Source organism: Bradyrhizobium sp. GW821-FHT13H05 (assembly GCF_058804065.1).
Map to the genome: position 1 here is coordinate 26,267 of NZ_JBXAPO010000020.1, position 25,870 is coordinate 52,136.

The window sequence follows — 25,870 nt, forward strand, 5'->3', positions numbered from 1 at the left end:
ACATCACTGGCCGCGGCTTGTCTTCGCGTCCTCGATAGCGCAGCATCCAGCCATCAAGAAACGGCAGGGATGACGCATGGCGCGCGCGAAGAACGTTCTCTGGATCATGTGCGACCAGCTTCGCTACGACTATCTCGGCTGCACCGGCCATCCCACGCTGAAGACTCCCAACATCGACGCCATGGCCAGGCGCGGCGTGCTGTTCAGCAAGGCTTACGTGCAATCGCCGATCTGCGGTCCCTCGCGAATGTCGTTCTACACCGGCCGCTACATGCGCTCGCACGGCTCGCACTGGAACGGCTGGCCGCTGCGCGTCGGCGAGCCCACGCTCGGCGATCACCTGAAGAAGATCGGCGTGCGCAACGTGCTGGTCGGCAAGACCCACATGGCGCCCGACCTCGAGGGCATGAAGGCGCTCGGCATCCCGCCGGAATCTGTCATCGGCGTGCACGTCGCCGAATGCGGGTTCGAGCCTTATGAGCGCGACGACGGCCTGCATCCGACCGGACGGCCGCGCCCGAAATACGATGACTATCTGCGCAGCCAAGGATTCGACGCCACCAACCCTTGGGAGCACTGGGCCAATTCCGGTGCGGCGGAAGATGGCTCGTTGCAGAACGGCTGGCTGCTGGTGCATGCCGACAAGGCCGCGCGCGTGCCGGACGAGCATTCCGAGACGCCCTACATGACGCGGCGCGCGATGGATTTCATCGGCGAGGCCGAGACCGACGGACGGCCGTGGTGCCTGCATCTGTCCTATATCAAGCCGCACTGGCCCTATATCGCGCCAGAACCCTATGCCAGCATGTATTCGACCGCCGACATGATCCCGGTGATCCGCTCCGAGCGCGAGCGGCAGAATCCGCATCCGGTGTTCGGCGCCTATATGGACATGCGCTACTCTCGCAACATGGCGCGCGACGATGCCCGCGAGAAGGTGATCCCGACCTATATGGGCCTGATCACCCAGATCGACGACCAGATGGGCGTGCTGATGAAATTCCTGGAGGCGCGCGGCCTGCTGGAAACCACCATGATCGTATTCACCTCCGATCACGGCGATTATCTCGGCGATCACTGGATGGGCGAGAAGGACCTGTTCCACGAGCAGTCGGCCAAGATTCCGCTGATCATCATAGATCCCTCCAGGGAAGCCGACGCCACCCGCGGCACGCGCAGCGACGCGCTGGTCGAAGGCATCGATCTCGCCCCGACCTTCGTCGATTATTTCGGCGGCAAGGTGGCCGGCCACATCCTCGAAGGACGCTCGCTGCTGCCGCTGCTGCGCGGGCCGACGCCGGGCGACTGGCGCAAGGTGGCGTTCTCCGAATACGACTACGCCATGCAGGACGTGCGGCTGAAGCTGAACCAGCCGATCGAGCGCTGCCGCCTGTTCATGGTGTTCGACGGCCGCTGGAAATACATCCACGCCTCCGGCTTCCGCCCGATGCTGTACGATCTCGAAACCGATCCGGATGAGTATGTCGATCGCGGCGACGATCCTGATTGCGCAGCTGTGATCGCGAGGTTACAGGCTGAATTGTTCGACTGGGCGCTGCATCCGAACGATCACATCACCACGCCGCGCGAAAAGATCGCGAACTATGCGGACAACCAGCTCCAGGTGAAGGGCGGGGTGCTGATCGGCATCTGGGACGAGGCGGAGCTAGCGTCGATCAAGGACGGCATCGCCCAGCGTGGGAAACTCTAAAACCCTCATGGTGAGGAGGCGCGCAAGAGCGCGCTCCTCAGGATGAGGGGATGGAGTGGCGCGCCAGACCTCAATTCTCGATCTTGTATCCCGTCGCGGTCACGATCGGCTGCCAGAACGCCGCGTTCGCGGCGAGCTCCTTGGCAAGCCCGTCGGCCGTGCTGCCGACCGGGATCAGGCCAATCGCGGTGAGCTTCTCCTTCACCTCTGGCTTGGCGAGTGCGGCGCGCGCGGCGGCACCGAGCTTGCTGGCGAAGTCCGGCGGGCTGCCGGCGGGAAGCCACATGCCGTACCAGGCGTCCGCAACGAGATCGATGCCGCTCTCCTTCAGCGTCGGCACCTCGGGTGCGAAGGGCGAACGCTCCGCGCTCGAGGCCGCGATGATCTTCACGCCCTTGGCGCGATGCTGCGACAGCGCATCCGCCAACGTCACTATGCCGAACGACAGATGGCCGCCAATGAGATCGTTGAGGATCGGCGCGCTGCCGCGATAGGGCACGCGGGTCAGGGGGATGCCGAGATCCTTCTCGAGCTTGGAGCCCATGAAATGCGGAATGGTGCCGTTGCTCGGCACCCCGAACGACGATTTGTCCGGATGCGCCTTCAGCCATGCGACGAAACTCTTGAAATCCGCGGCATCGACCGCCGGGCCGACCACAACGGCGAATTCGAACCGCGCCAGCAGCGACACCGGCATGAAGTCCTTCGCCGTGTCGAAGCTGGGCGTCGTCTCGACCATCGGCAGCAGGTACATGGTGGGCCCAGTCGTCACCAGCACCATGCTGCCGTCGGGGCTGGCACCCTTCACCGCCTTGATGCCGATCAGGCCGTCGCCGCCGGTGCGGTTCTCGACCACGATGGTCCGTTGCAGCGCCGGGGCCATCTCCTGTGCAATCAGCCGGCACAGCGTGTCGCCGCCGGCACCCGCGGCGAACGGGAAGATCATTTTTGTCAGCCCGGCCTGCGCTTCTGCCCCGCCCGCCTGCGTCAGCAGCGGCAGCCCAAGACCTGACCCAAGACCTGCCCCAAGACCTGCACCAAGACATCCGGCCATGAATTTGCGGCGATCCATTCGTTTCCTCGTTCAGCCCATTATGGTTGGCGCCCATTAGAGCCAGGCGGGCTTTCCGGGCAAGGCCGACCTTCGCCGTTTACCATCGCGGCCGCCTTGCGCCGGCCATCGTCCTGCTGCAAAAGCAGGCCTTATCGGCGCCGCCTGTCGCTCCGCCGTCTTTCGAAGCAGAGCAATTCGCAGCAACGCGCCAACACATACAGACATGGCCAGCCCCGAACTCAGTCAATTCCGCCGCATCGTCGTCAAGGTCGGCTCCGCGCTGCTGGTCGATTCCGACAAGGGCGAGGTGCGGGCGTCCTGGCTCGCTGCGCTCGCCGACGACATGGCCAAGCTGCACAAGGAAGGCCGCGACGTGCTCGTCGTCTCCTCGGGCTCGATCGCGCTCGGCCGCAGCCGGCTCAAGCTGCCGCGCGGCCCGCTGAAGCTGGAGGAGAGCCAGGCGGCGGCTGCCGTCGGCCAGATCGCGCTGGCGCGAATCTGGTCCGAGGTGTTAGGGGCCCACGGCATCGACGCCGGCCAGATCCTGGTCACGCCTGGGGATACCGAGGAGCGCCGCCGCTATCTCAATGCGCGCTCCACCATCGGCAAGCTCTTGGAGTGGCGCGCGATCCCCGTGATCAACGAGAACGACACGGTCGCCACCACCGAGATCCGCTACGGCGACAATGACCGCCTCGCCGCGCGCGTCGCCACCATGGCGAGCGCCGACCTGCTGGTGCTGCTGTCCGACATCGACGGCCTCTACGACGCCCCGCCGAAGAACAACCCGAACGCAAAGCTCATTCCGGTGGTCGACAGCATCTCCCCGGAGATCGAGGCTGTCGCAGGCGACGCCGAATCCGAACTGTCGCGCGGCGGCATGCGCACCAAGGTCGAGGCTGCCAAGATCGCGACGACAGGCGGCACGCACATGCTGATCGCCTCCGGCAAGATCGAGCATCCCCTGCAGGCGATCGCCGACGGCGGCCGCTGCACCTGGTTCCTGACGCCGGCCAATCCCATCACATCGCGAAAACGCTGGATCGCGGGTACGCTGGAGCCGAAGGGCACGCTGACCATCGACGCCGGCGCCGTGACCGCGCTGCGCGCCGGCGCCAGCCTGCTGCCGGCCGGCGTCATCAAGGTCGAGGGCCAGTTCGCCCGCGGCGATGCCGTGATCGTGCGCGGCCCCGACACCAGCGAGATCGGCCGCGGCCTGATCGCCTATGACGCCGACGACGCCGAGCGCATCAAGGGCCGCTCCTCCCCTGATGTGATGACCATCCTCGGCATCAGCGGCCGCGCCGAGATGATCCATCGCGACGATCTGGTGGTGGGCGGGTAGGGGCCGCCGCGGCCCCATTTTACTGGCCCAATGACCTAGTCTGCACGCGGCCGGGAGACCTGCCATACCCGCCCCACCCTTCGCAAAAGCGGGATTTCCGTGCTAGGACACTGCCTTAGCAGAAGGTTGAACTCCCCATGGCCGCCCCCCTCAAAGCCGTTGACGGCAATGCCGATCTACAGGCGCTGATGTCCGATCTCGCCACCCGTGCCCGCGCTGCCGCGCGCGTGCTGGCGCTGGCGCCGCCGGAGCAGAAGAACCGGGCGCTGGAAGCCATGGAGCGGGCGATCCGCGCAAACTCTGCGGCGATCCTCGCCGCCAATGCCGAGGACGTCGCGGAAGCCCGCACGTCCAGCAACATGACCGCGTCCTTCATCGACCGCCTGACGCTGACCCCGGCGCGGGTCGAGTCGATGGCCGAGGGCATCGGCATCGTGCGCGGCATCGCCGATCCCGTCGGCATCGTCACCGAGAGCTGGCAGCGGCCGAACGGCATGACCATCGAGCGCGTGCGCGTGCCGCTCGGCGTCGTCGGCGTGATCTTTGAGAGCCGGCCGAATGTTGCGGCGGATGCGGGCGTGCTGTGCTTGAAGTCCGGCAATGCCGTGATCCTGCGCGGCGGCTCCGACAGTTTCCGCTCCTGCCGCGCCATCCATCAATGCCTGGTGCAGGGCCTGCGTGAAGCCGGCCTGCCCGAAGCTGCCATCACGCTGGTGCCGACGCGCGACCGCGCGGCGGTCGGCATGATGCTGTCCGGCCTCAACGGCTCCGTCGATGTCATCGTGCCGCGCGGCGGCAAGAGCCTCGTGGCGCGCGTCGAGCAGGAGGCACGCGTGCCCGTGTTCGCGCATCTCGAAGGCGTCAACCACGTCTACATCGATGCCAGCGCCGACCTCGCCATGGCGAAGTCGATCGTGCTCAACGCCAAGATGCGCCGCACCGGCGTCTGCGGTGCGGCCGAGACGCTGCTGGTCGATCGCGCGGCGGCTGCGAAAAACCTGAAGCCGCTGGTCGAGATGCTGATCGAGGCCGGCTGCGAGGTGCGCGGCGACGACGCCGTGCAGAAGACCGATGCGCGCGTAAAGCCTGCCAGCGAAGACGATTGGGACACCGAATATCTCGACGCGATCATCGCGGCGAAGGTGGTGGACGGCGTCGACGGCGCGATCGCGCATATCCAGACCCACGGCTCGCATCATACCGATGCGATCGTGAGCGCGGATGAGGCGACCGCGAAGAAATTCCTGAGCGAGGTCGATTCCGCGATCGTACTGCACAATGCCTCGACGCAGTTCGCCGATGGCGGCGAGTTCGGTTTCGGTGCCGAGATCGGCATCGCCACCGGCCGCTTCCATGCGCGCGGCCCCGTCGGCGCCGAGCAGCTGACGAGCTTCAAGTATCGCGTCCATGGCACCGGGCAGACGCGGCCGTAAGTAACGTCGCGAGGCGCGGACATTGAGTAACAATTTCGTCGCGCCACGTTTCTTCGCGCAGGCCATACCGCCTTACACCGAAGGCATGCGTATCGGCCTGCTCGGCGGCTCGTTCAATCCACCGCACCAGGCCCATCGCGCGATCAGCCAGTTCGCGCTGAAACGCCTTCAGCTCGATCGCGTGTGGTGGCTGGTGACGCCGGGCAATCCGCTCAAGGAGAACGGCAATCTGCATGAGCTCGGCGAGCGCATGCAGGCCGCGCGCGACGTCGCCAACGATTCCAGGATCGAGGTGAGCTGTCTCGAATCCGTCATTCGCACCCGCTATACTATCGACACGATCAACACCTTGCGCCGCCGCCTCTCCGGCCTGCGCTTTGTCTGGATTATGGGCGCCGACAACCTCGCTCAATTCCATCGTTGGCAGCACTGGCGGCGCATCGCCGACCAGGTGCCGATTGCGGTCATCGATCGCCCGCCGCAGAGTTTTCGCGCCCTCGCCTCGCCCGCCGCCCAGGCGCTGGCACGCTACCGCCTGCCCGAGAATAAGGCAGCCCTGCTTGCGGATCAGCCGGCGCCGGCCTGGGTCTTCCTGACCGGAATGAAGCTGAATCTCTCCTCGACCGGCCTGCGGAACCCGGACGGAAGCTGGAAAGGTACGAAGTGAGTCAGACTGTGCGGAGGTCGTGTGGATTTCGGGCTGTCTGGCATATTGAAACCCTTAACCCCACATGATGTAGTGTAGCCCGTGAGCGCTGGATTCGGCGTTCGCGATACAGTGAAAGGAATGGTCCCTGACCACATCTGTATTGTCCAAGTCTGTTTTACCCAAGGTTGCCAAGCCAACGCGTAAAACATCGACCAAAGCTGCGGCCTTGGAGGCGCAACCCGACGCCGACAAGACGCTGAGCCTGATCCTCTCCCGCCTGGACGACATGAAGGCGGAAGAGACGGTCACCATCGACCTTCGCGGCAAATCGGCCTACTCCGACTACATGATCGTCACCACCGGCCGGGTCAACCGGCACGTCGGCGCGATCGCGGAGAACGTCGCCAAGGGCCTCAAGGAAAACGGCATCAAGAACATCCACGTCGAGGGCTTGCCCAATTGCGACTGGGTGCTGATCGATTCCGGTGATGTGATCGTGCACGTCTTCCGACCCGAGGTCCGAGAGTTCTACAACCTCGAGCGGTTGTACACGCAGGGCCCAGGGGCGGCGAAAGCGATCGCGGCGAAGGCGATCTAGGCCGACTTAAGCCGATTTCGAATCGGCTGACGCGCATGCTAGCGTCGTGCGCGCGCAATCTGCGCGCGGTCTTGAAAACGCGACTCCGAAGAAACCATGCGTGTTGCTGTCATTGCGGTGGGCCGGCTGAAGCAGGGCCCCGAACGGGAGCTTGCCGACCGCTATTTCGAGCGGTTCGACGAAGCCGGCCGCAAGCTCGGATTCCGCGAGCTCAGCATCCACGAAATCCCCGAGAGCCGCGCACGCGACACCGCGACGCGGATGGCCGAAGAGGCCGCGGCGATCTCCGCGCATATCCCTGAAAAATCCATCCTGGTGGCGCTGGACGAGCGTGGCCAGAATCTCGATTCCACCGTATTCGCACGGCATCTGGGGCGCTGGCGCGACGAGGGTGCCGGTCATACTATGTTCGTGATCGGAGGGGCGGACGGACTTTCGCCCGAATTGCGCCGTAAGGCCAAGCTCGCGATCGCGTTCGGCTCTGCGACCTGGCCGCATCAAATGGTCCGCGTCATGCTTCTGGAACAGCTATATCGGGCCGCCACCATTCTGGCCGGCCATCCCTATCACCGCGCGTGATGCGCGCCACAACGAGCACCTTTGCCTAAAGCGATGCGAGCGCCTGTCCTCAACCTGCTGCTGATCGCAAGCGTTGCCGGCGCAAGCCTCGCGCAAGCTCAGACGCAAGTTCAGGTGCCTGCACCCCAGACCGCAGCCGTCTCGCCCGACGCGATCAAGCAGCGCGAGCAGGAGCTGGAAGCTGCGCGCGCGAGCAAGAAGAGCGCGGAAGAGGCGCAGGCCAAGCTCAAGGCCGAGATCACCTCGCTCGGCCAGGACCGCACCCAGCTCAACCAGCAATTGATCGACACCGCCGCCAATGTGCGGACCGTCGAGACCAAGATCGACGAGGCCGAAGCGCGGCTGAAGACGCTGAACGACCGCGAGCAGGCGATGCGCACGTCGCTTGATTCGCGCCGCGCCGACATCGTCGAGGTGCTGGCGGCGTTGCAGCGCGCCGGCCGGCGCACGCCGCCGGCGCTCTTGGTGCGCCCCGAAGATGCGCTGCAATCGCTGCGCACCGCGATGTTGCTCGGCGCCGTCGTGCCGGAATTGCGCGGCCGCGCAGAAAAGATCGCAAGCGAGCTCGGCGAGCTTGTTTCCTTGCGCAAGAACATCGCCACCGAACGCGATCAGCTCGCCACCGACCGCGACAAGGTCCGCAACGACCAGACCCGGCTCACGGCCCTGGTCGACGAACGGCAGCGCCAGCAGTCCGCCCGCGAGAAGGACCTGGACGCCGAGAATGCGCGCGCCATCGCGCTCTCACGACAGGTCGGCGATCTCCAGGGGCTGATCACCAAGATGGAGCAGGACCTGCAAAGCGCCGCCAAGGCGGCTGAGAAGGCGGCTGAGGCGGCAAAGCAGGCCGAGGCCAAGGCGGCCGCCAGCGCCAAGCCGGGACCTGGGACCTTCAAGGACCGCTCCCGGACCACCCCGGCCATCGCCTTCGCCTCGGCCAAGGGCCTCCTGCCGCTTCCGGTTAACGGTAACAAGATCAGGGACTTTGGCGGTTCCGACGGGGTCGGCGGGGTCCAGAAGGGGATTTCGCTGGCAACCAAGCCCGGCTCGCAGGTCACGACGCCGTGCGACGGCTGGGTGGTCTATTCCGGCCCGTTCCGCAGCTATGGACAACTCTTGATCCTCAATGCCGGTGGCGGGTATCATGTCCTGATCGCCGGGATGGAGCGCATTTCGGTCAACATCGGTCAGTTTGTTCTCACGGGGGAGCCGGTCGCGACCATGGGGTCGACATCTCAAGTCGCCTCCATTCTCGCCACGAACGCGAGTCAACCTGTGCTGTATGTCGAGTTCCGCAAAGACGGCACTCCAATCGATCCAGGCCCATGGTGGGCCGCAAATGAAGGCGAGAAGGTTCGCGGATGATGCGCAAGACTTCAGTTATCCTCCTCAGCGCGGCCACCGGTGCAGCGCTGACGCTGTTCGCGACCCAGCCGCGCGCGGTGTTCATGGGCTCCAGCGCGCGAGCCGCAACCGCGGACACCTATCGCCAGCTCAATCTGTTCGGCGACGTCTTCGAGCGCGTGCGCTCCGACTATGTCGAGAAGCCCGACGACACCAAGCTGATCGAATCCGCCATCAGCGGCATGCTCTCCGGCCTCGATCCGCATTCCAGCTACATGGACGCCAAGAGCTTCCGCGACATGCAGGTGCAGACCCGCGGTGAGTTCGGCGGTCTCGGCATCGAGGTCACGATGGAGGACGGCCTGATCAAGGTGGTCTCGCCGATCGACGACACGCCCGCTTCGCGCGCCGGTATCATGGCCAACGACATCATCACCAATCTCGACGACGAAGCGGTGCAGGGCCTGACCCTGAACCAGGCGGTCGAGAAGATGCGCGGCCCGGTCAACACCAAGATCAAGCTCAAGATCATCCGCAAGGGCCAGGACAATCCGCTCGACGTGACGCTCGTGCGCGACAACATCCGCGTCCGCTCGGTGCGCGCCCGCATCGAAGCCGACGACATCGCCTATATTCGCATCACCACCTTCAACGAGCAGACCACCGAAGGCCTGAAGCGCGAGGTCGCCAACCTCTCGAATCAGATCGGCGACAAGCTGAAGGGCTACGTCATCGACCTCCGCAACAACCCGGGCGGCCTGCTCGAGGAAGCGGTCACCGTCTCCGACTCGTTCCTGGAGAAGGGCGAGATCGTCTCGACCCGCGGCCGCAATGCCGAGGAGACCCAGCGCCGTACCGCACATGCCGGCGACCTCACCAAGGGCAAGCCCGTCATCGTGCTGGTCAATGGCGGCTCGGCCTCGGCGTCGGAAATCGTCGCCGGCGCGCTGCAGGACCACAAGCGCGCGACCATCGTCGGCACGCGCTCGTTCGGCAAGGGCTCGGTGCAGACCATCATCCCGCTCGGCTCGGGCAACGGTGCGCTGCGTCTGACCACGGCGCGCTACTACACGCCGTCGGGCAAGTCGATCCAGGCCAAGGGCATCGTGCCCGACATCGAAGTGCTGCAGGACGTGCCGGACGAGCTGAAGTCGCGCACCGACACCAAGGGCGAGGCTTCGCTGCGCGGCCATCTCAAGAACGACGGCGACGAGAAGACCGGCTCGCAGTCCTACGTGCCGCCGGACGCCAAGGACGACAAGGCGCTCAAGCTCGCCGACGATCTGCTCCACGGCATCAAGAACAGCGCCTCTGCGGCGCCGACGCCGGGCAACGACAACAAGGGCGCGACGACCGACAAGCCCAAAGCGGCGAACTAGGCGTCAAGCCAGGTATTGGCATCGCGCGATCCTCGCAAAGGGCGGCTCCTCGAGCCGCCCTTTTTGCTTGGAACCCCGATGCCCCCGGCCTCTCCCGGCCTGCCGCCGCTTGACCCCGGCGTGGTATCGTCGGCGGCAGTGATTCGGGATCGCGCATGACTGAAACGGCCGATGATCTGAGCGCCCCGCTCGGACAGGACAAGCCGCGCCGGAAACGCCGGCTGCGGCTGCCGTTCACGGCCATGCAGGCGCTTGCCATTTTGCTCGGCCTGTTCCTGGTCGCCTTTGCCGGCTTTGCCATCTTCAACAAGGATCCGCTCGGCGGCGAGCCGATGACGCGGATCGCGATCGGCGAGCCCAAAGCCACGGACGAGAAGCCGGCCGCCTCCGGCCACGAGAGCAAGCCAGAGGGCAAGCACGAGACCAAGGAAGCGCCGAAGCAGGCGGGCGACCCGAAGACCGTCACCATGATCGACGGCTCCACCGGTGCACGCCACGACGTGGTGATCGGCGCCGGCGATGCCGCCGACAAGGGCGAAGCGGCGGCCGCGTCCGCCCCGCCGCCCGTCATGGCCGGGATTGACCCAAAACTGCTGGAGAAATCGCGCTACGGCATGATCCCGACGGTCGCCGGAGACCTGAAGCCGTTCAACGTCTACGCCGCAGATGCGGACCGCGCCAAAGCCGCCAAGATGCCTGTCGTCGCGATCGTGATCGGCGGCCTCGGCGTCGGTGCCGCCAAGACCACCGACGCGATCATGAAGCTGCCGCCGGCGGTGACGCTGGCCTTCACGCCTTATGGCTCCGACCCCGGCAAACTCGCCGAGCGGGCCCGTGCCCAGCGCCACGAGATCTTCCTCCAGATCCCGATGGAGCCCTACGACTTCCCGGACAACGATCCGGGGCCGCAGACGCTGCTGACCTCGCTCACCGCCGACCAGAACATGGACCGCCTGTACTGGCATCTGAGCCGGATGCAGGGCTATGCCGGCATCACCAATTTCATGGGCGCCCGCTTCGTGGCGACGGACGCGGCGATGCAGCCGATCATCCGCGAGGCGGCCAGGCGCGGCCTCGGCTTCTTCGACGACGGCTCCTCGCCCCGCAGCATCGCGCCCCAGGCGGCGGCCAGCGCGGCGATGCCGTTCGGCAAGGGCGACATCGCGATCGACGCGGTCCCAACCCCGACCGAGATCGACCGCGCCCTGAACAAGCTCGAATCGGCGGCGCGCGAGCGCGGCGCGGCCGTCGGCACCGCCTCCGCCCTCCCGGTCTCGATCGAGCGCATCGGCGCCTGGACCAAGACATTGGGCGACCGGGGTATTCTGCTGGTGCCATTGACAACCGCGATGCTGAAATCAAAATCCAGCTAAATCAACGGATTGGTACGGCACGAGTCCTTTGGGCCGGCATACCCAACCAAGAGCACGCGAGAGGTCTGGCGGAATGGCGCGTTACGAGGATCTGCCCTACCGGACCTGCGTTGGTGTGATGCTGATCAACAATAAGGGGTTGGTGTTCATCGGCCGCCGCGCCGGCGGCATCGAGCATGTCGACGACAGCCATGTCTGGCAGATGCCGCAGGGAGGCGTCGATCCCGGCGAGGACACCTGGGATGCCGCCAGGCGCGAGCTCTACGAGGAAACCAGCGTGCGCTCGGTCGAGCGGCTCGGCGAAGTTCCGGACTGGCTGATCTACGACATTCCGCGCACGGTCGCAGGCCGCGCCTGGAAGGGCCGTTATCGCGGTCAGCGCCAGAAATGGTTCGCGGTACGCTTCACCGGCAAGGACAGCGAGATCAACGTCGAAAATCCCGGCGGCGGCCACAAGGCCGAATTCGTCAGCTGGCGCTGGGAACCGATGAAGAATCTCCCCGAGCTGATCATCCCGTTCAAGCGCCCGGTCTATGAGCGCGTGGTGAAGGAATTTTCGTCGCTCGCGGATGAATAGTTTGCATCGTCATTCCGGGGCGTGCGAAGCACGAACCCGGAATCTCGAGATTCCGGATCTGGTCCTTCGGACCATCCCGGAATGACGATCAAAGAAGTCACCGCATGACGAATGAAAAACCCTATCGTCCCAATGTCGGGATCGCGCTGTTCAACGCCGATGGCCACGTGCTGATCGGCCATCGCTTCAAGGGCGACGGACCCGAGATCATCCTGCCGGGCCTCGATTGGCAGATGCCGCAGGGCGGCGTCGACGAGGGCGAGAATCTGCGTGATGCGGCGATGCGCGAGCTCTGGGAGGAGACCAACGTCGTCAGCGCCGAATTCCTCGGCGAGACCGACTGGCTCACCTACGAATTCCCGCCCTATGACGGCCCGCAAACGCACCGGCTGGCGAAATTCCGCGGCCAGCGCCAGAAATGGTTCGCGCTGCGCTTCACCGGCAAGGATGACGAGATCGACCCGCTGACGCCGCAGAACGGTCAGCCCGCCGAGTTCGACGCGTGGCGCTGGGAGCGCCTCGACCGCGTCGTCGACCTCGTGGTGCCGTTCCGGCGCGAGGTCTATCGCGCAGTGGCGCAGCAGTTCGCGCCGTTCGCAAACTAAAACTGCGAAAACAACCCCATGCACAGTAGCCGAACACCGCCGGCGCGGTGTGCTGTGGTTGTTGCGAAGTTGCTGAACCGTCGAAGAGAATCGGCGACCGGGCGCAATCGTCGCGAAATCGGCCGGTAACGCCCTCGCGGAACTCTTTCAGCCCTAATTTGTCGGCCCCACGGTGAACGGGCCGATCGCGATAACGTGGCAGTCGCTGTCGCGTTTGACGCAGTCGGCGAGGGCGGAGTTGACGGCGGTCTGCTCGTCCGCGGCTTTCAGGCCGAGGCCGGGGCGGCCTGCGGTGCCGACGGCCACCGCGTTCCAGCCCATGGCGTCGCCGAGCTTGCGCACGACTTCGTCGCGGGCGTCGGCGATGATCGAGGCGTTGCTGGCGGCGTGGAAGAAGCCGGTGATCCTGAGCAGGGTCGGGATCGGCACCACGAAATTATCGTCGACCGCGACGATCATGCAGGCAACGCCGGAGATGGCGCCGCACGATTCCAGCGAACGCCGCGCCGCATCGTCGGCGGATGGTGCTCCCAACGTCATGAAGTATTGGCCGCCCGGCCCGAGCGCGACCGTTCGCGATTTCGCCGCCGGCACAAACATGTTCTCGAGCCGGATCTTTGCGGGATCACGCACCATCGGAAAGTCCTTCGACACGAAGGCCCGCTCGGTCATGGCATCATGCCGGAAAAAAGGCGGCGACGGCATCGGCGGCTTGCCGTGGGTGTAGACCACGGTGTTGCCGACCGCATAAAGCTCGCAGCGCCGCGGCGATTGCGCGGCGTCGGCGCGCTTCTGGCACTGATCGAGTGCGGCGTTCCGCGCGGCCTCCTCGTTGGGCTGGTTCAGCGCCGAGCCGGTGAAACCGCCGATATTGAGCGCGAAGGCCTTGTAGTCGCCGGAAGTGGAATAGTCGCCGGCAAGGTAGCTGCGGACGCGCTCGTTGATGAAGGGCACACTGTCGGCAGCAAGCTTGCCTGACATCGGCGATGCCGACGGTGTCGGTGCGGGCATCGGCGCCATCGCAGCGCCGGCATTCGACGGAGGCATCGGCGCCATCGGCGCCTTGGCCATCTGGGTCGGCGTCGGGCTCGGCGCGACAGCGGCTGCCGTGGGCGTTGGGCTCGGCGTCGCGGCCGGCGTCACCGCGGCCGTCATCGCCTGCTTGAGCTTGGTGTTGTAGAGGAAGCCGGTGACAAGGATGGCGACGACCGAGACGATCGCGACCACCAGCGGCCACATCCACACAGGTGCTGCGGCCAGCTTGGACGCGGGCTTCTTCAGCTTCGGCGTGGCGTAGGTGCCGTCCTCGCGCCGCATCGCCACCATGTAGGCGTGCACCGGCGTCGGGATGTTCTTGACCTCCTGCGCGCCGATATCGGCGAACTGCACCGACAGCTTGTTGGCGACCTGCTCGTGCACCGCACGGGAGACGCAGATGCCGCCGACCTCGGCGAGACCTTCCAGCCGCGCAGCGATATTGACGCCGTCCCCCAGGAGGTCGCCGTTGCGCTCGACCACGTCGCCGATGGTGATGCCGATGCGGAACGACATCTGCCGGCTTGGCGGATAGGCCATGTTGCGGGTTCGCAAGCTTTCCTGGATGTCGATCGCGCAGCGCACCGCATCAACCGCGCTCGGAAATTCCGCAAGCACGGCGTCGCCCGCCGTGTTGAAGATGCGTCCGTTTGCCTTGGCGATGAAGTCGTCGATGACCTCGCGGTAGGAGGCCAGACGCCGCAGCGTCTCCTCCTCGTCTTCCGCAACGAGCCTCGAATAGCCGGCAATATCGGCCGCGAAAATCGCCGCGATCTTGCGCTTCATCTGCGACCTGCCCTGGAACCCTTCCGCGGCGGCAGAATGCCGCTATCTCCGGCGCGGTGCAACAAAGTTTCAGCGCCCGCCACTTCCGTGACGAGCGCTGAACTTATTCAGGAATTTCGGGCTTGAGCCCCGGAGCGGTTGCGCCGGGGCTTAGTGCATAGCCGTGGAGTTGAGCTGCTGCTGGATGCTCTTGTAATGGTCGAGCCGCTCGATGGCGTGATCGAGCTCGCCGCCTTCGTGCTCCTTCAGGCCCTCTTCCATCTCCGCGATGGTCTCGGCGAACTGGGCGCGATCAAGCTCGGCCAGCGACGTCGCGACGTCGGCAAGAACAGTCAGACCCTTGTCGGAGACTTCGGCGAGACCGCCGAGCACGATGACCTTCTCGTGCTTGCCGCCGGTGGTGATGGTGAGGATGCCCGGGCGGATCGCAGCCACGACCGGTGCGTGTCCGGCCAGCACGCCGAAATCACCCTCGACGCCGGGAATGTCGACCTGGTCGACCTCACCCGAGAACGCGAGCTTTTCCGGCGAAACGAGATCGAAGTGGAAGGTGGCCATGGAGAACCTGCGAATAGTGAGTAGCGAATGGCGATTGGCTGAAACAGGGAGCAGCTGGTCGCCACTCCCTATCCGCCATTCGCGCCTTAGGCCGCTTCCGCCGCCAGCTTCTTGCCCTTCTCGACCGCCTCTTCGATGGTGCCGACCATGTAGAAGGCGGCTTCCGGCAGGTGGTCGTACTTGCCTTCCACCAGGCCCTTGAAGCCCTTGATGGTGTCGGCGAGGTCGACGAACTTGCCCGGCGAACCCGTGAAGATTTCGGCGACGTGGAACGGCTGCGACATGAAGCGCTCGACCTTGCGGGCGCGGGCCACGGTCAGCTTGTCCTCTTCAGAAAGCTCGTCCATGCCGAGAATGGCGATGATGTCCTGGAGCGCCTTGTACCGCTGCAGCACCTGCTGGACCTGACGGGCGACCGCGTAGTGCTCCTCGCCGACGACCAGCGGAGAGAGCATGCGCGAGGTCGAGTCGAGCGGGTCCACCGCCGGATAGATGCCCTTTTCGGCGATCGAGCGCGACAGCGTGGTGGTCGCATCAAGATGCGCGAACGAGGTCGCGGGCGCCGGGTCGGTCAAGTCGTCGGCCGGAACGTAGATGGCCTGCACCGAGGTGATCGAGCCCTTCTGCGTGGTGGTGATGCGCTCCTGCAGCGCGCCCATGTCGGTGGCGAGCGTCGGCTGATAACCCACCGCCGAAGGAATACGACCCAGGAGCGCCGACACTTCCGAGCCGGCCTGGGTGAAGCGGAAGATGTTGTCGACGAAGAACAGCACGTCCTGGCCCTTGTCGCGGAAGTCTTCCGCGATGGTCAGACCGGTGAGCGCGACGCGGGCGCGGGCGCCCGGGGGCTCGTTCATCTGGCCGAACACCAGCGCGCACTTCGACTTCACGCTCGGATCCGGATTGTGCGGATCGGCATTGACCTTGGACTCGATGAATTCGTGATAGAGGTCGTTACCCTCGCGGGTCCGCTCGCCGACGCCGGCGAACACGGAGTAACCGCCGTGCGCCTTGGCGACGTTGTTGATCAGCTCCTGAATCAGCACGGTCTTGCCGACGCCGGCGCCGCCGAACAGGCCGATCTTGCCGCCCTTGGCGTAGGGAGCCAGGAGGTCGACGACCTTGATGCCGGTGACGAGAATTTCAGCCTCAGTCGACTGGTCGGTGTAGAGCGGCGCCTCCTGGTGGATGGCGCGCAGGCCGTCGGTCTTGACCGGGCCGGCTTCGTCGATCGGCTCGCCGATGACGTTGATGATGCGGCCGAGCGTGCCTTCGCCGACGGGAACGCGGATCGGCGAACCGGTGTCGGTGACTTCCTGGCCGCGAACCAGACCTTCGGTGGTGTCCATCGAGATGGTGCGGACAGTCGACTCACCGAGATGCTGGGCAACTTCGAGCACCAGGCGGTTGCCGCCGTTCTTGGTCTCGAGCGCGTTGAGAATGGCCGGGAGGTGGCCTTCGAACTGCACGTCGACGACGGCGCCGATGACCTGGGTGACGCGACCGGACTGGGCTGCCATTTTGAATGTCTCCTTCGATCCGAATTTGTAGACCACGGTCGGCTTGTTGACCGGGATGTTGAGTTTGACGGGTACCGATGCGTCTCTGCTAGACGGCTTCGGCGCCCGAGATGATTTCGATCAGTTCCTTGGTGATCTGCGCCTGACGCGTGCGGTTGTAGACCAGCGTCTGCTTGCGGATCATCTCACCGGCGTTGCGCGTCGCATTGTCCATCGCGCTCATCTGTGCGCCGTAGAACGAGGCGTTGTTCTCGAGCAGCGCGCGGAAGATCTGGACCGCGAGATTGCGCGGCAAGAGACGCGTGAGAATCTCGTCCTCTTCCGGCTCGTATTCGTAGGAGGTGGTGTTGGCGGCAGCGCCCGCCTCGACCACCAGCGGGATGACCTGCTGGGCGGTCGGGATCTGCGCGATCACCGAGCGGAAGCGCGAATAGAACAGCGTGCAGACGTCGAACTCGCCGTTGTCGAAACGGGCCAGCACCTTCTTGGCGATGTCCTCGGCGTTGACGAAGCCGAGCTGGCGAACGCTGCGCAGGTCGAGATGCTCGACGATCTGCTTGTCGAACAGGCGGCGGAGCTGCTCATAGCCCTTGCGGCCGACGCAGAAGAATTTGACTTCCTTGCCCTGCGCCATCAGCGCCTGGGCGCGCTCGCGGGCGAGACGCACGATCGAGGAGTTGAAGGCGCCGGACAGGCCGCGCTCGCCGGTGCAGACCAGCAGCAGGTGAACCTGGTCCTTGCCGGTGCCGGCCAGCAGCACGGGCGCGCCGGGCGAACCCGCAGCGGCGCTGGCGATGTTGGAGATCACCGCGCTCATCTTGTCGGCATAGGGACGCGCCGCTTCCGCCGCGGTCTGCGCGCGGCGCAGCTTCGAGGCCGCGACCATCTGCATGGCCTTGGTGATCTTCTGCGTCGCCTTGGTGGAGGCGATGCGGACGCGCATGTCTTTAAGTGACGCCATTCTTCGTCCCCGACGGTTCGATCCCTTGCGGTCAAACCGCTAGCCTGTCCCTGTCGTCATGCCCGGGCTTGTCCCGGGCATCCACGTCTTCGTCTTCCACGCGGTAAGGCGTGAATGGCCGGGACATCAAATGCGAAGACGCGCTTCGCGCTTTTGGCCCGGCCGTGACGGTTCTTACGCAAAGCTCTTCGCAAAACCTTCGACCACCGACTTCAGCTTGGCGGCGGTGTCGTCGGTGAGGTCGCGGGTGTCGCGGATCGAATTGAGGATCTCGGCGTTCTTGCCGCGCAGCAGCGACAGCAGACCGTCCTCGAACGCACGCACCTTGTTGACCGGAAGCGGATCGAGATAGCCGTTGGTGCCGGCCCAGATCACACAGACCTGCTCTTCCATCTTCAGCGGCGAGAACTGCGGCTGCTTCAGGAGCTCGGTGAGGCGCGAACCGCGGTTCAGCAGGCGCTGGGTCGAGGCGTCGAGGTCGGAGCCGAACTGCGCGAACGCCGCCATTTCGCGGTACTGCGCCAGCTCGCCCTTGATCTTGCCGGCGACCTTCTTGGTGGCCTTGGTCTGCGCCGACGAACCGACGCGCGACACCGACAGACCGACGTTCACCGCGGGGCGGATGCCCTGGAAGAACAGGTCGGTTTCCAGGAAGATCTGGCCGTCGGTGATCGAGATGACGTTGGTCGGGATGTAGGCCGACACGTCGTTGGCCTGGGTTTCGATGACCGGCAGCGCCGTCAGCGAGCCCGAGCCCTGGTCCTTGTTCAGCTTCGCCGCGCGCTCGAGCAGGCGGGAGTGCAGATAGAACACGTCGCCCGGATAGGCTTCGCGGCCCGGCGGGCGGCGCAGCAGCAGCGACATCTGGCGGTAGGCGACGGCCTGCTTGGACAGATCGTCATAGATGATGACGGCGTGCATGCCGTTGTCGCGGAAATACTCGCCCATGGTGCAGCCGGTGAACGGCGCGATGTACTGCATCGGCGCCGGATCCGACGCGGTGGCGGCGACGACGATCGAGTATTCGAGCGCGCCCTGCTCTTCCAGCACCTTCACGAACTGGGCGACGGTCGAACGCTTCTGGCCGACCGCGACGTAGACGCAGTACAGCTTGATGTTCTCGTCCGGCTGCGCGTTGAGCGGCTTCTGGTTCAGGATGGTGTCGAGCGCGATCGCGGTCTTGCCGGTCTGACGGTCGCCGATGATCAGCTCGCGCTGGCCACGGCCGATCGGGATCAGGGCGTCGATCGCCTTGAGGCCGGTCGCCATCGGCTCGTTCACCGACTTGCGCGGAATGATGCCGGGCGCCTTGACGTCGACGCGCATGCGCTTGTCGGCCTGGATCGGACCCTTGCCGTCGATCGGGTTGCCGAGTCCGTCGACGACGCGGCCGAGCAGGCCCTTGCCGACCGGCGCGTCCACGATGGCGCGGGTGCGCTTGACGGTCTGGCCTTCCTTAATTTCACGGTCGGCACCGAAGATAACGACACCGACGTTGTCGGTTTCGAGGTTCAGCGCCATGCCGCGGGTGCCGTTCTCGAACTCGACCATTTCACCGGCCTGGACGTTGTCCAGACCGTAGACGCGGGCGATACCGTCGCCGACGGACAGCACCTGTCCGACTTCGGAGACTTCAGCTTCCTGGCCGAAATTCTTGATCTGGTCCTTGAGGATCGCGGAAATTTCCGCGGCGCGGATGTCCATCAGCCTGCCTCTTTCATCGCGTGCTTGATCGAATTGAGTTTGGTGCGAAGCGAACCATCCACCATGCGGCTGCCCAGCTTGACGACGAGGCCACCGATGATCGAGGGATCGACTTTCACGTTCAGCGCGACGTCCTTGCCGGTCACCGACTTCAGGGCAACCTTGAGGGCGTCGAGATTCTTGTCAGACAGCGCTTCCGCCACCGTGACGTCGGCGGTCGCCTCGCCCTTGAACTTGGCGACCAGGGCGCGGTAGGCGCGAATGACGTCAGCCACCACGAACAGGCGCCGGTTGGCGGTCAGCACTTTCAGGAAATTGGCGGTGATGCCGGCGATGCCGGCCTTGGCCAGCACGGCCGAGAGGGCCCTGGACTGGGCATCGGCCGCGAATACCGGGCTGCGGACGAGGCGCTTGAGATCGGCGCTCTCGCTCAGCAGACCCTCGAACTTTTCGAGATCGGCTTTGACCTCGTCGACCACTTTCTGGTCGCGGGCCAGTTCAAACAAGGCCGTTGCATAACGGCCGGACACACCTGAAACGGACGTATCTTCTGCAGCCACAGACGCGCTCTTTTTGCTGTCAAACTCGCAAGGGAAAAACCGTCGCCACAAAGCGGCGCCTAGCGATCCAAGCCCTTGGAATTCAAGCGGGACTTCGATTTTCGGCCGACACGGAGAGTGCCGGGTCCGTTAAAATCGCGGCTTTGCTAACATAGCAGGCGCGCACGTGCAACATGACGCCAAATTAAAGGCACGAGGTTCTGTCGCCAGTTCGTCGCAGTCCACGCCGCTTCAAGGTTGATCCCCATGACGACCTGCCACGCCACGGAATTGCCGTGAGCCTTGCGGCCGTCTCGGGCCCATTCGTTCCTGCCCTCAGCGCATAGCGGCCATGAACACGGATCGCTGAGGCGTGAGCAGGACCTGATTATTCGGCCGCCCCGAATACTTACCCAATTCTAAACCCGCAGGGGGATGACTTTATTTTACAGTATTCGCAAGTAATTTAAGAGTTAAAGAAGTGTTAAAGCGCAAGATTACGGAACATCGGCTGCAATATCGATGCCAGTAACAAGATATTTCATGACGACACAGAACAGATTTACTGCCCAATTCACGCCTCATTGCCAAAGGAAACGCCAACCCGCTCACAAACTGATGGGGGCTCCACTGGCCACATATGTGGCAATACTAGCTTAGGGACCACTAAATGCTGTCTTTGAAGACGCTGGGCACTGTGACCCGGCCGCGTACGGCGATCGCTTTCATTGCCGCAACTCTCCTCGTCGGTGGAACTGCCACCGAAGCTTCCGCCAAATCCCGGCATCACCACCGGCACGCTCACCACCGCCACCACGCCCAGGCTGACACCAACGCAACCTCCGACTGGCGCAACGCCAACGCGTCGATGACGCCGTCGTCCGGTTCGGGCCACAGCTTCTCCGGCATGGCCTCCTATTACGGCAACGAGTCCGGCAGCCGCACCGCCTCGGGCCAGCGCTTCAACCAGAACGCCATGACCGCCGCGCACCGTTCGCTGCCGTTCGGCACCAAGCTGCGCGTCACCCATGGCGGCTCGAGCGTCATCGTCACCATCAACGACCGCGGCCCGTTCGTGCGCGGCCGTGTCCTCGACCTCTCCACGGGTGCTGCCCGCGCCATCGGCCTCACCGGCGCCGGCGTCGGCCGCGTCACCGCGGAAGTGGTGTCGTAAAGGCGCGAGAGCGCTTAGCCTCAAAGCGCAGCTCTCGTCATTGTCTGCGGACATGTGAGCGGCGAGATCAGCGCGGGCGAAACAAGCCCGCCGTCTTGGGGGACGGCGGGCTTTTTGTTTGCCTTTAGAGCAGACACTCATCTCTCTCGTGTCCCGGACGCGCTGCAGCGCGTAGCGTTGCTGCGCAGAGCCGGGACCCAAAAAGCGACGCGGCACGCGGTGAGATGGGCCCCTGCTCTGCAGCGCACCGTCGAAGAGACGCTGCGCTGCGTCCGGGGCACGAGACGAGATCCCCTACAAAAAACTCTGGGGATCGACGTCGACTTCGAGCTTCTGGTTGCCCTTCGGCTTCGGGCACACGGCGAGCCAGTTGCGCAGATAATCCGACAGATCGAAACCGCGCGCCGATTTCACCAGGATGCGGAAGCGGTAGCGGCCTTTGATGACCGCGAGCGGGGCTTCCGCCGGGCCGAGCACGACCACGCGCTCGTCGTGCGGTGCGAGCGCCACCAGCCTGCGGCCAAAGCCTTCCGCGCTCGGACGGTCGCCTGCGGAAATGATGAGGCTCGCGAGCCGGCCGAACGGCGGATAGAGCGTGCGCTCGCGCAGGTCGATCTCGCTGTCGTAGAAGGCCTCGCGATCGCACGCGATCAGCGCCTTCATCACGGGATGATCGGGCTGGTGGGTCTGGAGATAACCGACGCCGCGGCCCTGCTCGCGCCCGGCGCGGCCGATGACCTGGTTGAGCAATTGCCAGGTACGTTCGGAGGCGCGCGGATCGCCGTTGCTCAGACCAAGATCCGCATCGATCACGCCGACGAGATTAAGCCGCGGGAAGTTGTGCCCCTTCGCCACGAGCTGCGTGCCGATGATGACATCGACGCGGCCTTCGGCAATTTCGTTCAGCTCGCTCCGCATGGTCTCGATCGAGGTGATGAGATCGCTCGACAGCACCATGGTGCGCGCGTCCGGAAACAGCGCCGCCGCCTCCTCCTGCAAGCGCTCGACGCCGGGGCCGACCGCGACCAGCGATTCCTCCGCCGCACAATGCGGGCAAGTCTGCGGGCGCGGCATCGAGAAGCCGCAATGGTGACAGACGAGGCGCTGGCGAAAGCGGTGATCGACCAGCCAGGCATCGCAGATGGTGCAGGCGAAGCGGTGGCCGCAGGCCCGGCACAGCGTCAGCGGCGCATAGCCGCGGCGATTGAGGAACAACAATGCCTGCTCACGCTTTTCGATCGCTTTTCTGATCTCACCGGCAAGGCGCGGCGAGATATAGCGGCCGCGCGCCGGCGGCTCGCGGCGCAGGTCGATGGCCTCGATATGCGGCATGTGCTGGCCGCCGAAGCGCGAGGGCAGCGCGATGCGCTGATAGCGGTTCTTGCGCGCATTGACCTCGGACTCGACCGACGGCGTCGCCGAGGCCAGCACGATCGGAATTTTTGCGATATGCGCGCGCACCACCGCCATGTCGCGGGCGTGATAATGCACGCCCTCGTCCTGCTTGTAGGCCTGGTCGTGCTCTTCATCGACGACGATGAGGCCGAGATTGGCGTAGGGAAGGAACAGCGCCGAGCGCGCACCGACCACGACCGGTGCGCTGCCGTCCGAGATCGCCGCCCAGTTGCGCGCGCGGGTGCGCGGCGTCAGCTCGGAGTGCCATTCGATCGGACGCACGCCGAACCGTTGCGCAAAACGGTCGAGGAACTGGCCGGTGAGCGCGATCTCCGGCATCAGGATCAGGGATTGCTTGCCGCGGCGGATGGCTTCCGCAATCGCCTCGAAATAGACCTCGGTCTTGCCCGAGCCGGTGACGCCGTCGAGCAATGCGACGTGGAACGTTCCGTTGGCCGCGAGCGCGCGCATCGCATCCACGCCGGCACGCTGCAGCGGCGAAAAATCCGGCCGGGCGAAATCCGGATCGGGGGCTGGCGGCGGCGGAGGCGGCGGCATCGGCTCGACCGTGAGCGTGCCTTCATCGACGAGGCCGTCGATCACGCCGGCCGAGACGCCGGCTTCCTTGGCGGCTTCCGACTTGCCGTGCAGCAGCCGGTCCGACAGCACCTCGAGCAGGCGCTGCCGCGCCGGTGTCAACCGCTTCGGGGGATCGCCGACCAGACGCACGCCGGCGCGGACCCGTTCGGGGCCGAGGTTCTCGCCCATCCGCAGGCACATGCGCAGCACCATGCCGCGCGGGCTCAGCGTGTAGTTGGCGACCCAGTCGACGACCGAGCGCAGCTCGGGCTTCAAGGATGGGAGGTCGAGCTTCTCATTGACCTCCTTGAGGCGGTTGTGCAGGCGCGGATCCGGATTGGCGTTTTCCGCCCAGACCACGGCCAGCACCTCGCGGGGCCCAAGCGGCACGCCGACGAGATCGCCCGCCTTCAGCTCCATGCCGCGCGGCACCTTGTAGGAATAGGTCTGGTCGAGCGCGACCGGCACCAGCACGTCGACCATGCGAGTCGCGTTGGCGGGGGCGGTGCTGTTGCGGGACGTGCCGTCCATGACCTGAGAATCGGAACCCGGGGGCTTCAAGGCTATCGCCGTGGGGCGGCCTTAGCGAACGATAAACGAGTGTGATGCGATATACTGAGTGGAATCACCACGTCCAGAGCGCATGAGCAAAGCCGCACCACCCATCGAGCTTGCCAGCGCCGATCCCTCGATCGCGCAGCAGATGACGCGCTGGCTGTCGCATCTCGGCGCCGAGCGGCGGCTGTCGCCGAAGACGCTGGAGGCCTATGCCCGCGACCTCAGGCAATGCCTGGATTTCCTTTGCAGCCATTGGGGCGAGCGCGTGACGCTCAAGCGCTTCGCATCGCTGGAAGCCACCGACATCCGCGCCTTCATGGCGATGCGCCGGGCCGACGACATTGCCGGCCGCTCGCTGATGCGCGCGCTGGCAGGGCTGCGCTCGTTCGGCCGCTTTCTGGAGCGCGAGGGTAAGGGCAAGGTCGGCGCGCTCTCGGCCATCCGTGCGCCGAAAGTGGCCAAGACATTACCAAAACCGCTGCCGATGGCATCCGCCAAACGTCTCGCCGATGCCGACGAGCGCGCCGGCGAGGATCGCGAGACCTGGATTCTGGCGCGCGACGCCGCGGTGATGGCGCTGCTCTATGGCTCGGGCCTGCGCATCTCCGAAGCGCTCGGCCTGAAGCACCGCGAGGTGCCAAAGCCGGGCGAAGGCGACGTGCTGATCGTGACAGGCAAAGGCAACAAGACCCGCATGGTGCCGGTGCTCCAGAACGTGCTGGAACTGGTGCAGGAATATGTTTCGATGTGCCCGTATCCGCTGCCGGCGGAAGGCCCGATCTTCGTCGGCGCGCGCGGCGGGCCGCTCAGCCCGCGCATCATCCAGCTCGCGATGGAGCGGCTGCGAGGCGCGCTTGGGCTACCCGACAGCGCGACGCCGCACGCGCTGCGGCATTCCTTTGCCACGCATCTGCTCTCGCGCGGCGGGGACTTGCGCGCCATCCAGGAATTGCTCGGCCACTCCTCGCTCTCGACCACGCAAATCTATACCGGCATCGATTCTGAACGGCTGCTGGAAGTCTATGCCAGCGCGCATCCGCGGCGCTGACACACTGACGTCATAACTTGCTTGCCTCTTGCGCGGCGCCCGCGGTTCGGTCAATCGTGGGGAACCGAGGCAGGAGGAACATCATGAGCGCACATGAAAGCATGGAGCACGCCGAGCACGCCGAACACGCGTCCGGCTCGAACAAGAAGATCGCGCTGCTGATCGCCGTGCTGGCGCTGTTTCTGGCGATCTCGGAAACGCTCGGCAAGGGCGCCCAGACCGAATCGATCAGCAAGAACGTCGAGGGCGCCAATCTCTGGGCGTTCTTCCAGGCCAAGAGCATCCGCCGCACCGTGGTGGTGACCGCGACCGAGCAGGGCAAGCTGACGCTGGCGGCCACCACCGATGACGCCATGAAGGCGGTGGTGCAGAAGCAGATCGACGACTGGACCAAGACCGCGGCGCGCTACCGCTCCGAGCCCGAGACCGGGGAAGGCACCGAGCAGCTGGCCGAGAAAGCCAAGCACGCCGAGCACGAGCGCGACGAGGCGACCGCGAAGTACCATCATTTCGAGCTGGCGTCGGCCGCCTTCCAGATCGGCATCGTGCTGGCCTCGGCCACCATCATCACCGGCATGTTCGCGCTCGCCTATGTCGCCGGCATCCTGACGCTGGGCGGCATCCTCATGACCGCGCTCGGCCTGTGGTGGCCGCATCTGCTGCATTTGCATTAGTGAGGTTGAGACGCGTGGCTTGATGCTACACAGACGGTGTCATGCCCCGGCTTGACCGGGGCATCCAGTACGCCGCGGCTTCTCCGTATTCGATTGACGTCTCTGGAATACTGGATCGCCCGGTCAAGCCGGGCGATGACACCGAATGTACGGCGAGCAGCTAGCGCGTCTGGTGCACGCTCTTGCGGAAGCGCTGGATCAAACGCAGCGTGCGGGAGGACCAGCCTTCGCCGTTGCCGCTGATGATCTCCTTGATGCGCTGCTTGACGGGATCGACCAGCTCGGCGGCCTTGGCGCGCAGCGTCATCACGAGATCGTAGAGCCGCTCGAACCAGTGCATCTCCATCAGCTTGTCGCGCGTCACGTCGAACACGAAGGCGGTGACGCCGACGCCGAGCAGCTTTGCGAACAGGATCGTGAAGACCGCGCTGGTCCAGTACTCATGCGTGAGCAGCCACAGGCCGACCAGCTTGAGCGGAAACAGCGGGATGATGGGGACCGCGAACACGATCAGCGTCATGGCCGGCGACAGCGCATCGACGCGATCCGTCAGCCATTGCTTGAAGCGCGCCAGCGGAATCGCTGCGACAACCCGCGCGACGATCGGTTCGAGATGGTCCCACAGCCAGGCTTCGATCAGGAAGACGATCGCCAGCAGGACCCAGACCGGTTGAAGTAGGCGGCGCAGCATG

23 protein-coding genes are annotated in these 25,870 nt (G+C 65.2%); 14 read left to right on the forward strand and 9 right to left on the reverse strand.

The features are described from left to right. The first annotated feature begins 76 nt into the window (after positions 1-76). Positions 77-1,711 (forward strand): alkaline phosphatase family protein, encoded by a 1,635-nt coding sequence (locus tag AC1RR3_RS35340; protein ID WP_492829395.1) that lies wholly within the window; start codon positions 77-79, stop codon positions 1,709-1,711. Positions 1,712-1,781: 70 nt separating this feature from the next. Here the strand turns inward: AC1RR3_RS35340 and AC1RR3_RS35345 are convergent, their stop codons facing one another. Then, positions 1,782-2,783 (reverse strand): Bug family tripartite tricarboxylate transporter substrate binding protein, encoded by a 1,002-nt coding sequence (locus AC1RR3_RS35345; protein ID WP_492829397.1) that lies wholly within the window; start codon positions 2,781-2,783, stop codon positions 1,782-1,784. 205 nt (positions 2,784-2,988) lie between these two features. Between AC1RR3_RS35345 and proB the strand changes: the two genes are divergently transcribed. The 10 genes from proB to AC1RR3_RS35395 all read left to right on the forward strand — a co-directional run bounded on the left by proB (position 2,989) and on the right by AC1RR3_RS35395 (position 12,647). Further along, positions 2,989-4,110 (forward strand): glutamate 5-kinase, encoded by a 1,122-nt coding sequence (gene proB, locus AC1RR3_RS35350; RefSeq protein WP_492829399.1) that lies wholly within the window; start codon positions 2,989-2,991, stop codon positions 4,108-4,110. 137 nt (positions 4,111-4,247) lie between these two features. Continuing rightward, a complete protein-coding gene (locus tag AC1RR3_RS35355; protein WP_492829401.1) occupies positions 4,248-5,543 on the forward strand; it encodes a glutamate-5-semialdehyde dehydrogenase in 1,296 nt (431 codons plus the stop codon). 22 nt (positions 5,544-5,565) lie between these two features. Beyond that, positions 5,566-6,210 carry a nicotinate-nucleotide adenylyltransferase gene (locus tag AC1RR3_RS35360; protein ID WP_492829403.1) on the forward strand — a complete coding sequence of 215 codons (645 nt, stop codon included), beginning with the start codon at positions 5,566-5,568 and terminating at the stop codon, positions 6,208-6,210. A gap of 208 nt (positions 6,211-6,418) precedes the next feature. After that, positions 6,419-6,790 (forward strand): ribosome silencing factor, encoded by a 372-nt coding sequence (rsfS, locus tag AC1RR3_RS35365; protein ID WP_492829405.1) that lies wholly within the window; start codon positions 6,419-6,421, stop codon positions 6,788-6,790. A gap of 96 nt (positions 6,791-6,886) precedes the next feature. Continuing rightward, entirely contained in the window at positions 6,887-7,369 is a 483-nt protein-coding gene (rlmH, locus tag AC1RR3_RS35370; RefSeq protein ID WP_492829406.1) for a 23S rRNA (pseudouridine(1915)-N(3))-methyltransferase RlmH, read from the forward strand. A 33-nt stretch (positions 7,370-7,402) separates the two neighbouring features. Then, positions 7,403-8,734, forward strand: coding sequence for a murein hydrolase activator EnvC family protein (locus AC1RR3_RS35375; RefSeq protein ID WP_492829408.1), 1,332 nt, complete (start codon positions 7,403-7,405; stop codon positions 8,732-8,734). Beyond that, on the forward strand, positions 8,731-10,092 hold the full coding sequence (locus AC1RR3_RS35380) for a S41 family peptidase (RefSeq protein WP_492829410.1): 1,362 nt from the start codon (positions 8,731-8,733) through the stop codon (positions 10,090-10,092). The genes AC1RR3_RS35375 and AC1RR3_RS35380 overlap by 4 nt, the downstream gene beginning before the upstream one ends. Before the next feature lie 155 nt (positions 10,093-10,247). After that, positions 10,248-11,465, forward strand: a complete 1,218-nt coding sequence (locus AC1RR3_RS35385) for a divergent polysaccharide deacetylase family protein (protein WP_492829412.1) — start codon at positions 10,248-10,250, stop codon at positions 11,463-11,465. 73 nt (positions 11,466-11,538) lie between these two features. After that, on the forward strand, positions 11,539-12,042 hold the full coding sequence (locus AC1RR3_RS35390) for an RNA pyrophosphohydrolase (protein ID WP_492829414.1): 504 nt from the start codon (positions 11,539-11,541) through the stop codon (positions 12,040-12,042). A gap of 104 nt (positions 12,043-12,146) precedes the next feature. Further along, positions 12,147-12,647 carry an RNA pyrophosphohydrolase gene (locus tag AC1RR3_RS35395; protein WP_492829416.1) on the forward strand — a complete coding sequence of 167 codons (501 nt, stop codon included), beginning with the start codon at positions 12,147-12,149 and terminating at the stop codon, positions 12,645-12,647. Between the two features lie 153 nt (positions 12,648-12,800). On the opposite strand, the gene AC1RR3_RS35400 is transcribed toward AC1RR3_RS35395, so the two are convergent. From AC1RR3_RS35400 to AC1RR3_RS35425, 6 genes are all read right to left on the reverse strand, one after another. Beyond that, a complete protein-coding gene (locus AC1RR3_RS35400) occupies positions 12,801-14,468 on the reverse strand; it encodes an adenylate/guanylate cyclase domain-containing protein (protein ID WP_492829418.1) in 1,668 nt (555 codons plus the stop codon). A gap of 150 nt (positions 14,469-14,618) precedes the next feature. Further along, the gene (locus AC1RR3_RS35405; RefSeq protein ID WP_492829420.1) at positions 14,619-15,026 is read right to left on the reverse strand and encodes a F0F1 ATP synthase subunit epsilon; all 408 of its coding nucleotides are present in this window, start codon (positions 15,024-15,026) and stop codon (positions 14,619-14,621) included. Between the two features lie 86 nt (positions 15,027-15,112). After that, positions 15,113-16,546, reverse strand: coding sequence for a F0F1 ATP synthase subunit beta (gene atpD, locus AC1RR3_RS35410; RefSeq protein WP_492829422.1), 1,434 nt, complete (start codon positions 16,544-16,546; stop codon positions 15,113-15,115). 88 nt (positions 16,547-16,634) lie between these two features. Then, complete coding sequence (locus AC1RR3_RS35415) at positions 16,635-17,507, reverse strand: F0F1 ATP synthase subunit gamma (protein WP_035965381.1); 873 nt, start codon at positions 17,505-17,507, stop codon at positions 16,635-16,637. 174 nt (positions 17,508-17,681) lie between these two features. Next, entirely contained in the window at positions 17,682-19,211 is a 1,530-nt protein-coding gene (gene atpA / locus AC1RR3_RS35420; RefSeq protein ID WP_008134187.1) for a F0F1 ATP synthase subunit alpha, read from the reverse strand. Further along, entirely contained in the window at positions 19,211-19,771 is a 561-nt protein-coding gene (locus AC1RR3_RS35425; RefSeq protein ID WP_492829424.1) for a F0F1 ATP synthase subunit delta, read from the reverse strand. Before AC1RR3_RS35425 ends, atpA begins: the two co-directional genes overlap by 1 nt. Before the next feature lie 649 nt (positions 19,772-20,420). Between AC1RR3_RS35425 and AC1RR3_RS35430 the strand changes: the two genes are divergently transcribed. After that, positions 20,421-20,924, forward strand: coding sequence for a septal ring lytic transglycosylase RlpA family protein (locus AC1RR3_RS35430; RefSeq protein WP_492829425.1), 504 nt, complete (start codon positions 20,421-20,423; stop codon positions 20,922-20,924). Between the two features lie 294 nt (positions 20,925-21,218). Here the strand turns inward: AC1RR3_RS35430 and AC1RR3_RS35435 are convergent, their stop codons facing one another. Further along, the gene (locus AC1RR3_RS35435; protein WP_492829427.1) at positions 21,219-23,429 is read right to left on the reverse strand and encodes a primosomal protein N'; all 2,211 of its coding nucleotides are present in this window, start codon (positions 23,427-23,429) and stop codon (positions 21,219-21,221) included. Between the two features lie 112 nt (positions 23,430-23,541). On the opposite strand from AC1RR3_RS35435, the gene AC1RR3_RS35440 reads away from it, so the two are divergent. Then, on the forward strand, positions 23,542-24,504 hold the full coding sequence (locus tag AC1RR3_RS35440; protein WP_492829428.1) for a tyrosine recombinase XerC: 963 nt from the start codon (positions 23,542-23,544) through the stop codon (positions 24,502-24,504). A gap of 83 nt (positions 24,505-24,587) precedes the next feature. Continuing rightward, on the forward strand, positions 24,588-25,178 hold the full coding sequence (locus AC1RR3_RS35445; RefSeq protein WP_492829430.1) for a DUF4337 domain-containing protein: 591 nt from the start codon (positions 24,588-24,590) through the stop codon (positions 25,176-25,178). Positions 25,179-25,338: 160 nt separating this feature from the next. Here the strand turns inward: AC1RR3_RS35445 and AC1RR3_RS35450 are convergent, their stop codons facing one another. Continuing rightward, on the reverse strand, positions 25,339-25,869 hold the full coding sequence (locus AC1RR3_RS35450; RefSeq protein WP_492829432.1) for a hypothetical protein: 531 nt from the start codon (positions 25,867-25,869) through the stop codon (positions 25,339-25,341). Position 25,870: the final 1 nt, after the last annotated feature.

What these genes read in the sequence shown, in the direction of transcription:
- AC1RR3_RS35430 (WP_492829425.1), top strand. Translation starts at nt 20,421, where the DNA reads ATGCTGTCTTTGAAGACGCTGGGCACTGTGACCCGGCCGCGTACGGCG.
- AC1RR3_RS35415 (WP_035965381.1), bottom strand. Translation starts at nt 17,507, where the DNA reads ATGGCGTCACTTAAAGACATGCGCGTCCGCATCGCCTCCACCAAGGCG.
- AC1RR3_RS35340 (WP_492829395.1), top strand. Translation starts at nt 77, where the DNA reads ATGGCGCGCGCGAAGAACGTTCTCTGGATCATGTGCGACCAGCTTCGC.
- AC1RR3_RS35450 (WP_492829432.1), bottom strand. Translation starts at nt 25,869, where the DNA reads ATGCTGCGCCGCCTACTTCAACCGGTCTGGGTCCTGCTGGCGATCGTC.
- AC1RR3_RS35400 (WP_492829418.1), bottom strand. Translation starts at nt 14,468, where the DNA reads ATGAAGCGCAAGATCGCGGCGATTTTCGCGGCCGATATTGCCGGCTAT.
- AC1RR3_RS35355 (WP_492829401.1), top strand. Translation starts at nt 4,248, where the DNA reads ATGGCCGCCCCCCTCAAAGCCGTTGACGGCAATGCCGATCTACAGGCG.
- AC1RR3_RS35405 (WP_492829420.1), bottom strand. Translation starts at nt 15,026, where the DNA reads ATGGCCACCTTCCACTTCGATCTCGTTTCGCCGGAAAAGCTCGCGTTC.
- rlmH (WP_492829406.1), top strand. Translation starts at nt 6,887, where the DNA reads ATGCGTGTTGCTGTCATTGCGGTGGGCCGGCTGAAGCAGGGCCCCGAA.
- AC1RR3_RS35390 (WP_492829414.1), top strand. Translation starts at nt 11,539, where the DNA reads ATGGCGCGTTACGAGGATCTGCCCTACCGGACCTGCGTTGGTGTGATG.
- atpD (WP_492829422.1), bottom strand. Translation starts at nt 16,546, where the DNA reads ATGGCAGCCCAGTCCGGTCGCGTCACCCAGGTCATCGGCGCCGTCGTC.
- AC1RR3_RS35385 (WP_492829412.1), top strand. Translation starts at nt 10,248, where the DNA reads ATGACTGAAACGGCCGATGATCTGAGCGCCCCGCTCGGACAGGACAAG.
- AC1RR3_RS35345 (WP_492829397.1), bottom strand. Translation starts at nt 2,783, where the DNA reads ATGGATCGCCGCAAATTCATGGCCGGATGTCTTGGTGCAGGTCTTGGG.
- proB (WP_492829399.1), top strand. Translation starts at nt 2,989, where the DNA reads ATGGCCAGCCCCGAACTCAGTCAATTCCGCCGCATCGTCGTCAAGGTC.
- AC1RR3_RS35440 (WP_492829428.1), top strand. Translation starts at nt 23,542, where the DNA reads ATGAGCAAAGCCGCACCACCCATCGAGCTTGCCAGCGCCGATCCCTCG.
- AC1RR3_RS35435 (WP_492829427.1), bottom strand. Translation starts at nt 23,429, where the DNA reads ATGGACGGCACGTCCCGCAACAGCACCGCCCCCGCCAACGCGACTCGC.
- AC1RR3_RS35375 (WP_492829408.1), top strand. Translation starts at nt 7,403, where the DNA reads ATGCGAGCGCCTGTCCTCAACCTGCTGCTGATCGCAAGCGTTGCCGGC.
- AC1RR3_RS35445 (WP_492829430.1), top strand. Translation starts at nt 24,588, where the DNA reads ATGAGCGCACATGAAAGCATGGAGCACGCCGAGCACGCCGAACACGCG.
- AC1RR3_RS35395 (WP_492829416.1), top strand. Translation starts at nt 12,147, where the DNA reads ATGACGAATGAAAAACCCTATCGTCCCAATGTCGGGATCGCGCTGTTC.
- atpA (WP_008134187.1), bottom strand. Translation starts at nt 19,211, where the DNA reads ATGGACATCCGCGCCGCGGAAATTTCCGCGATCCTCAAGGACCAGATC.
- AC1RR3_RS35380 (WP_492829410.1), top strand. Translation starts at nt 8,731, where the DNA reads ATGATGCGCAAGACTTCAGTTATCCTCCTCAGCGCGGCCACCGGTGCA.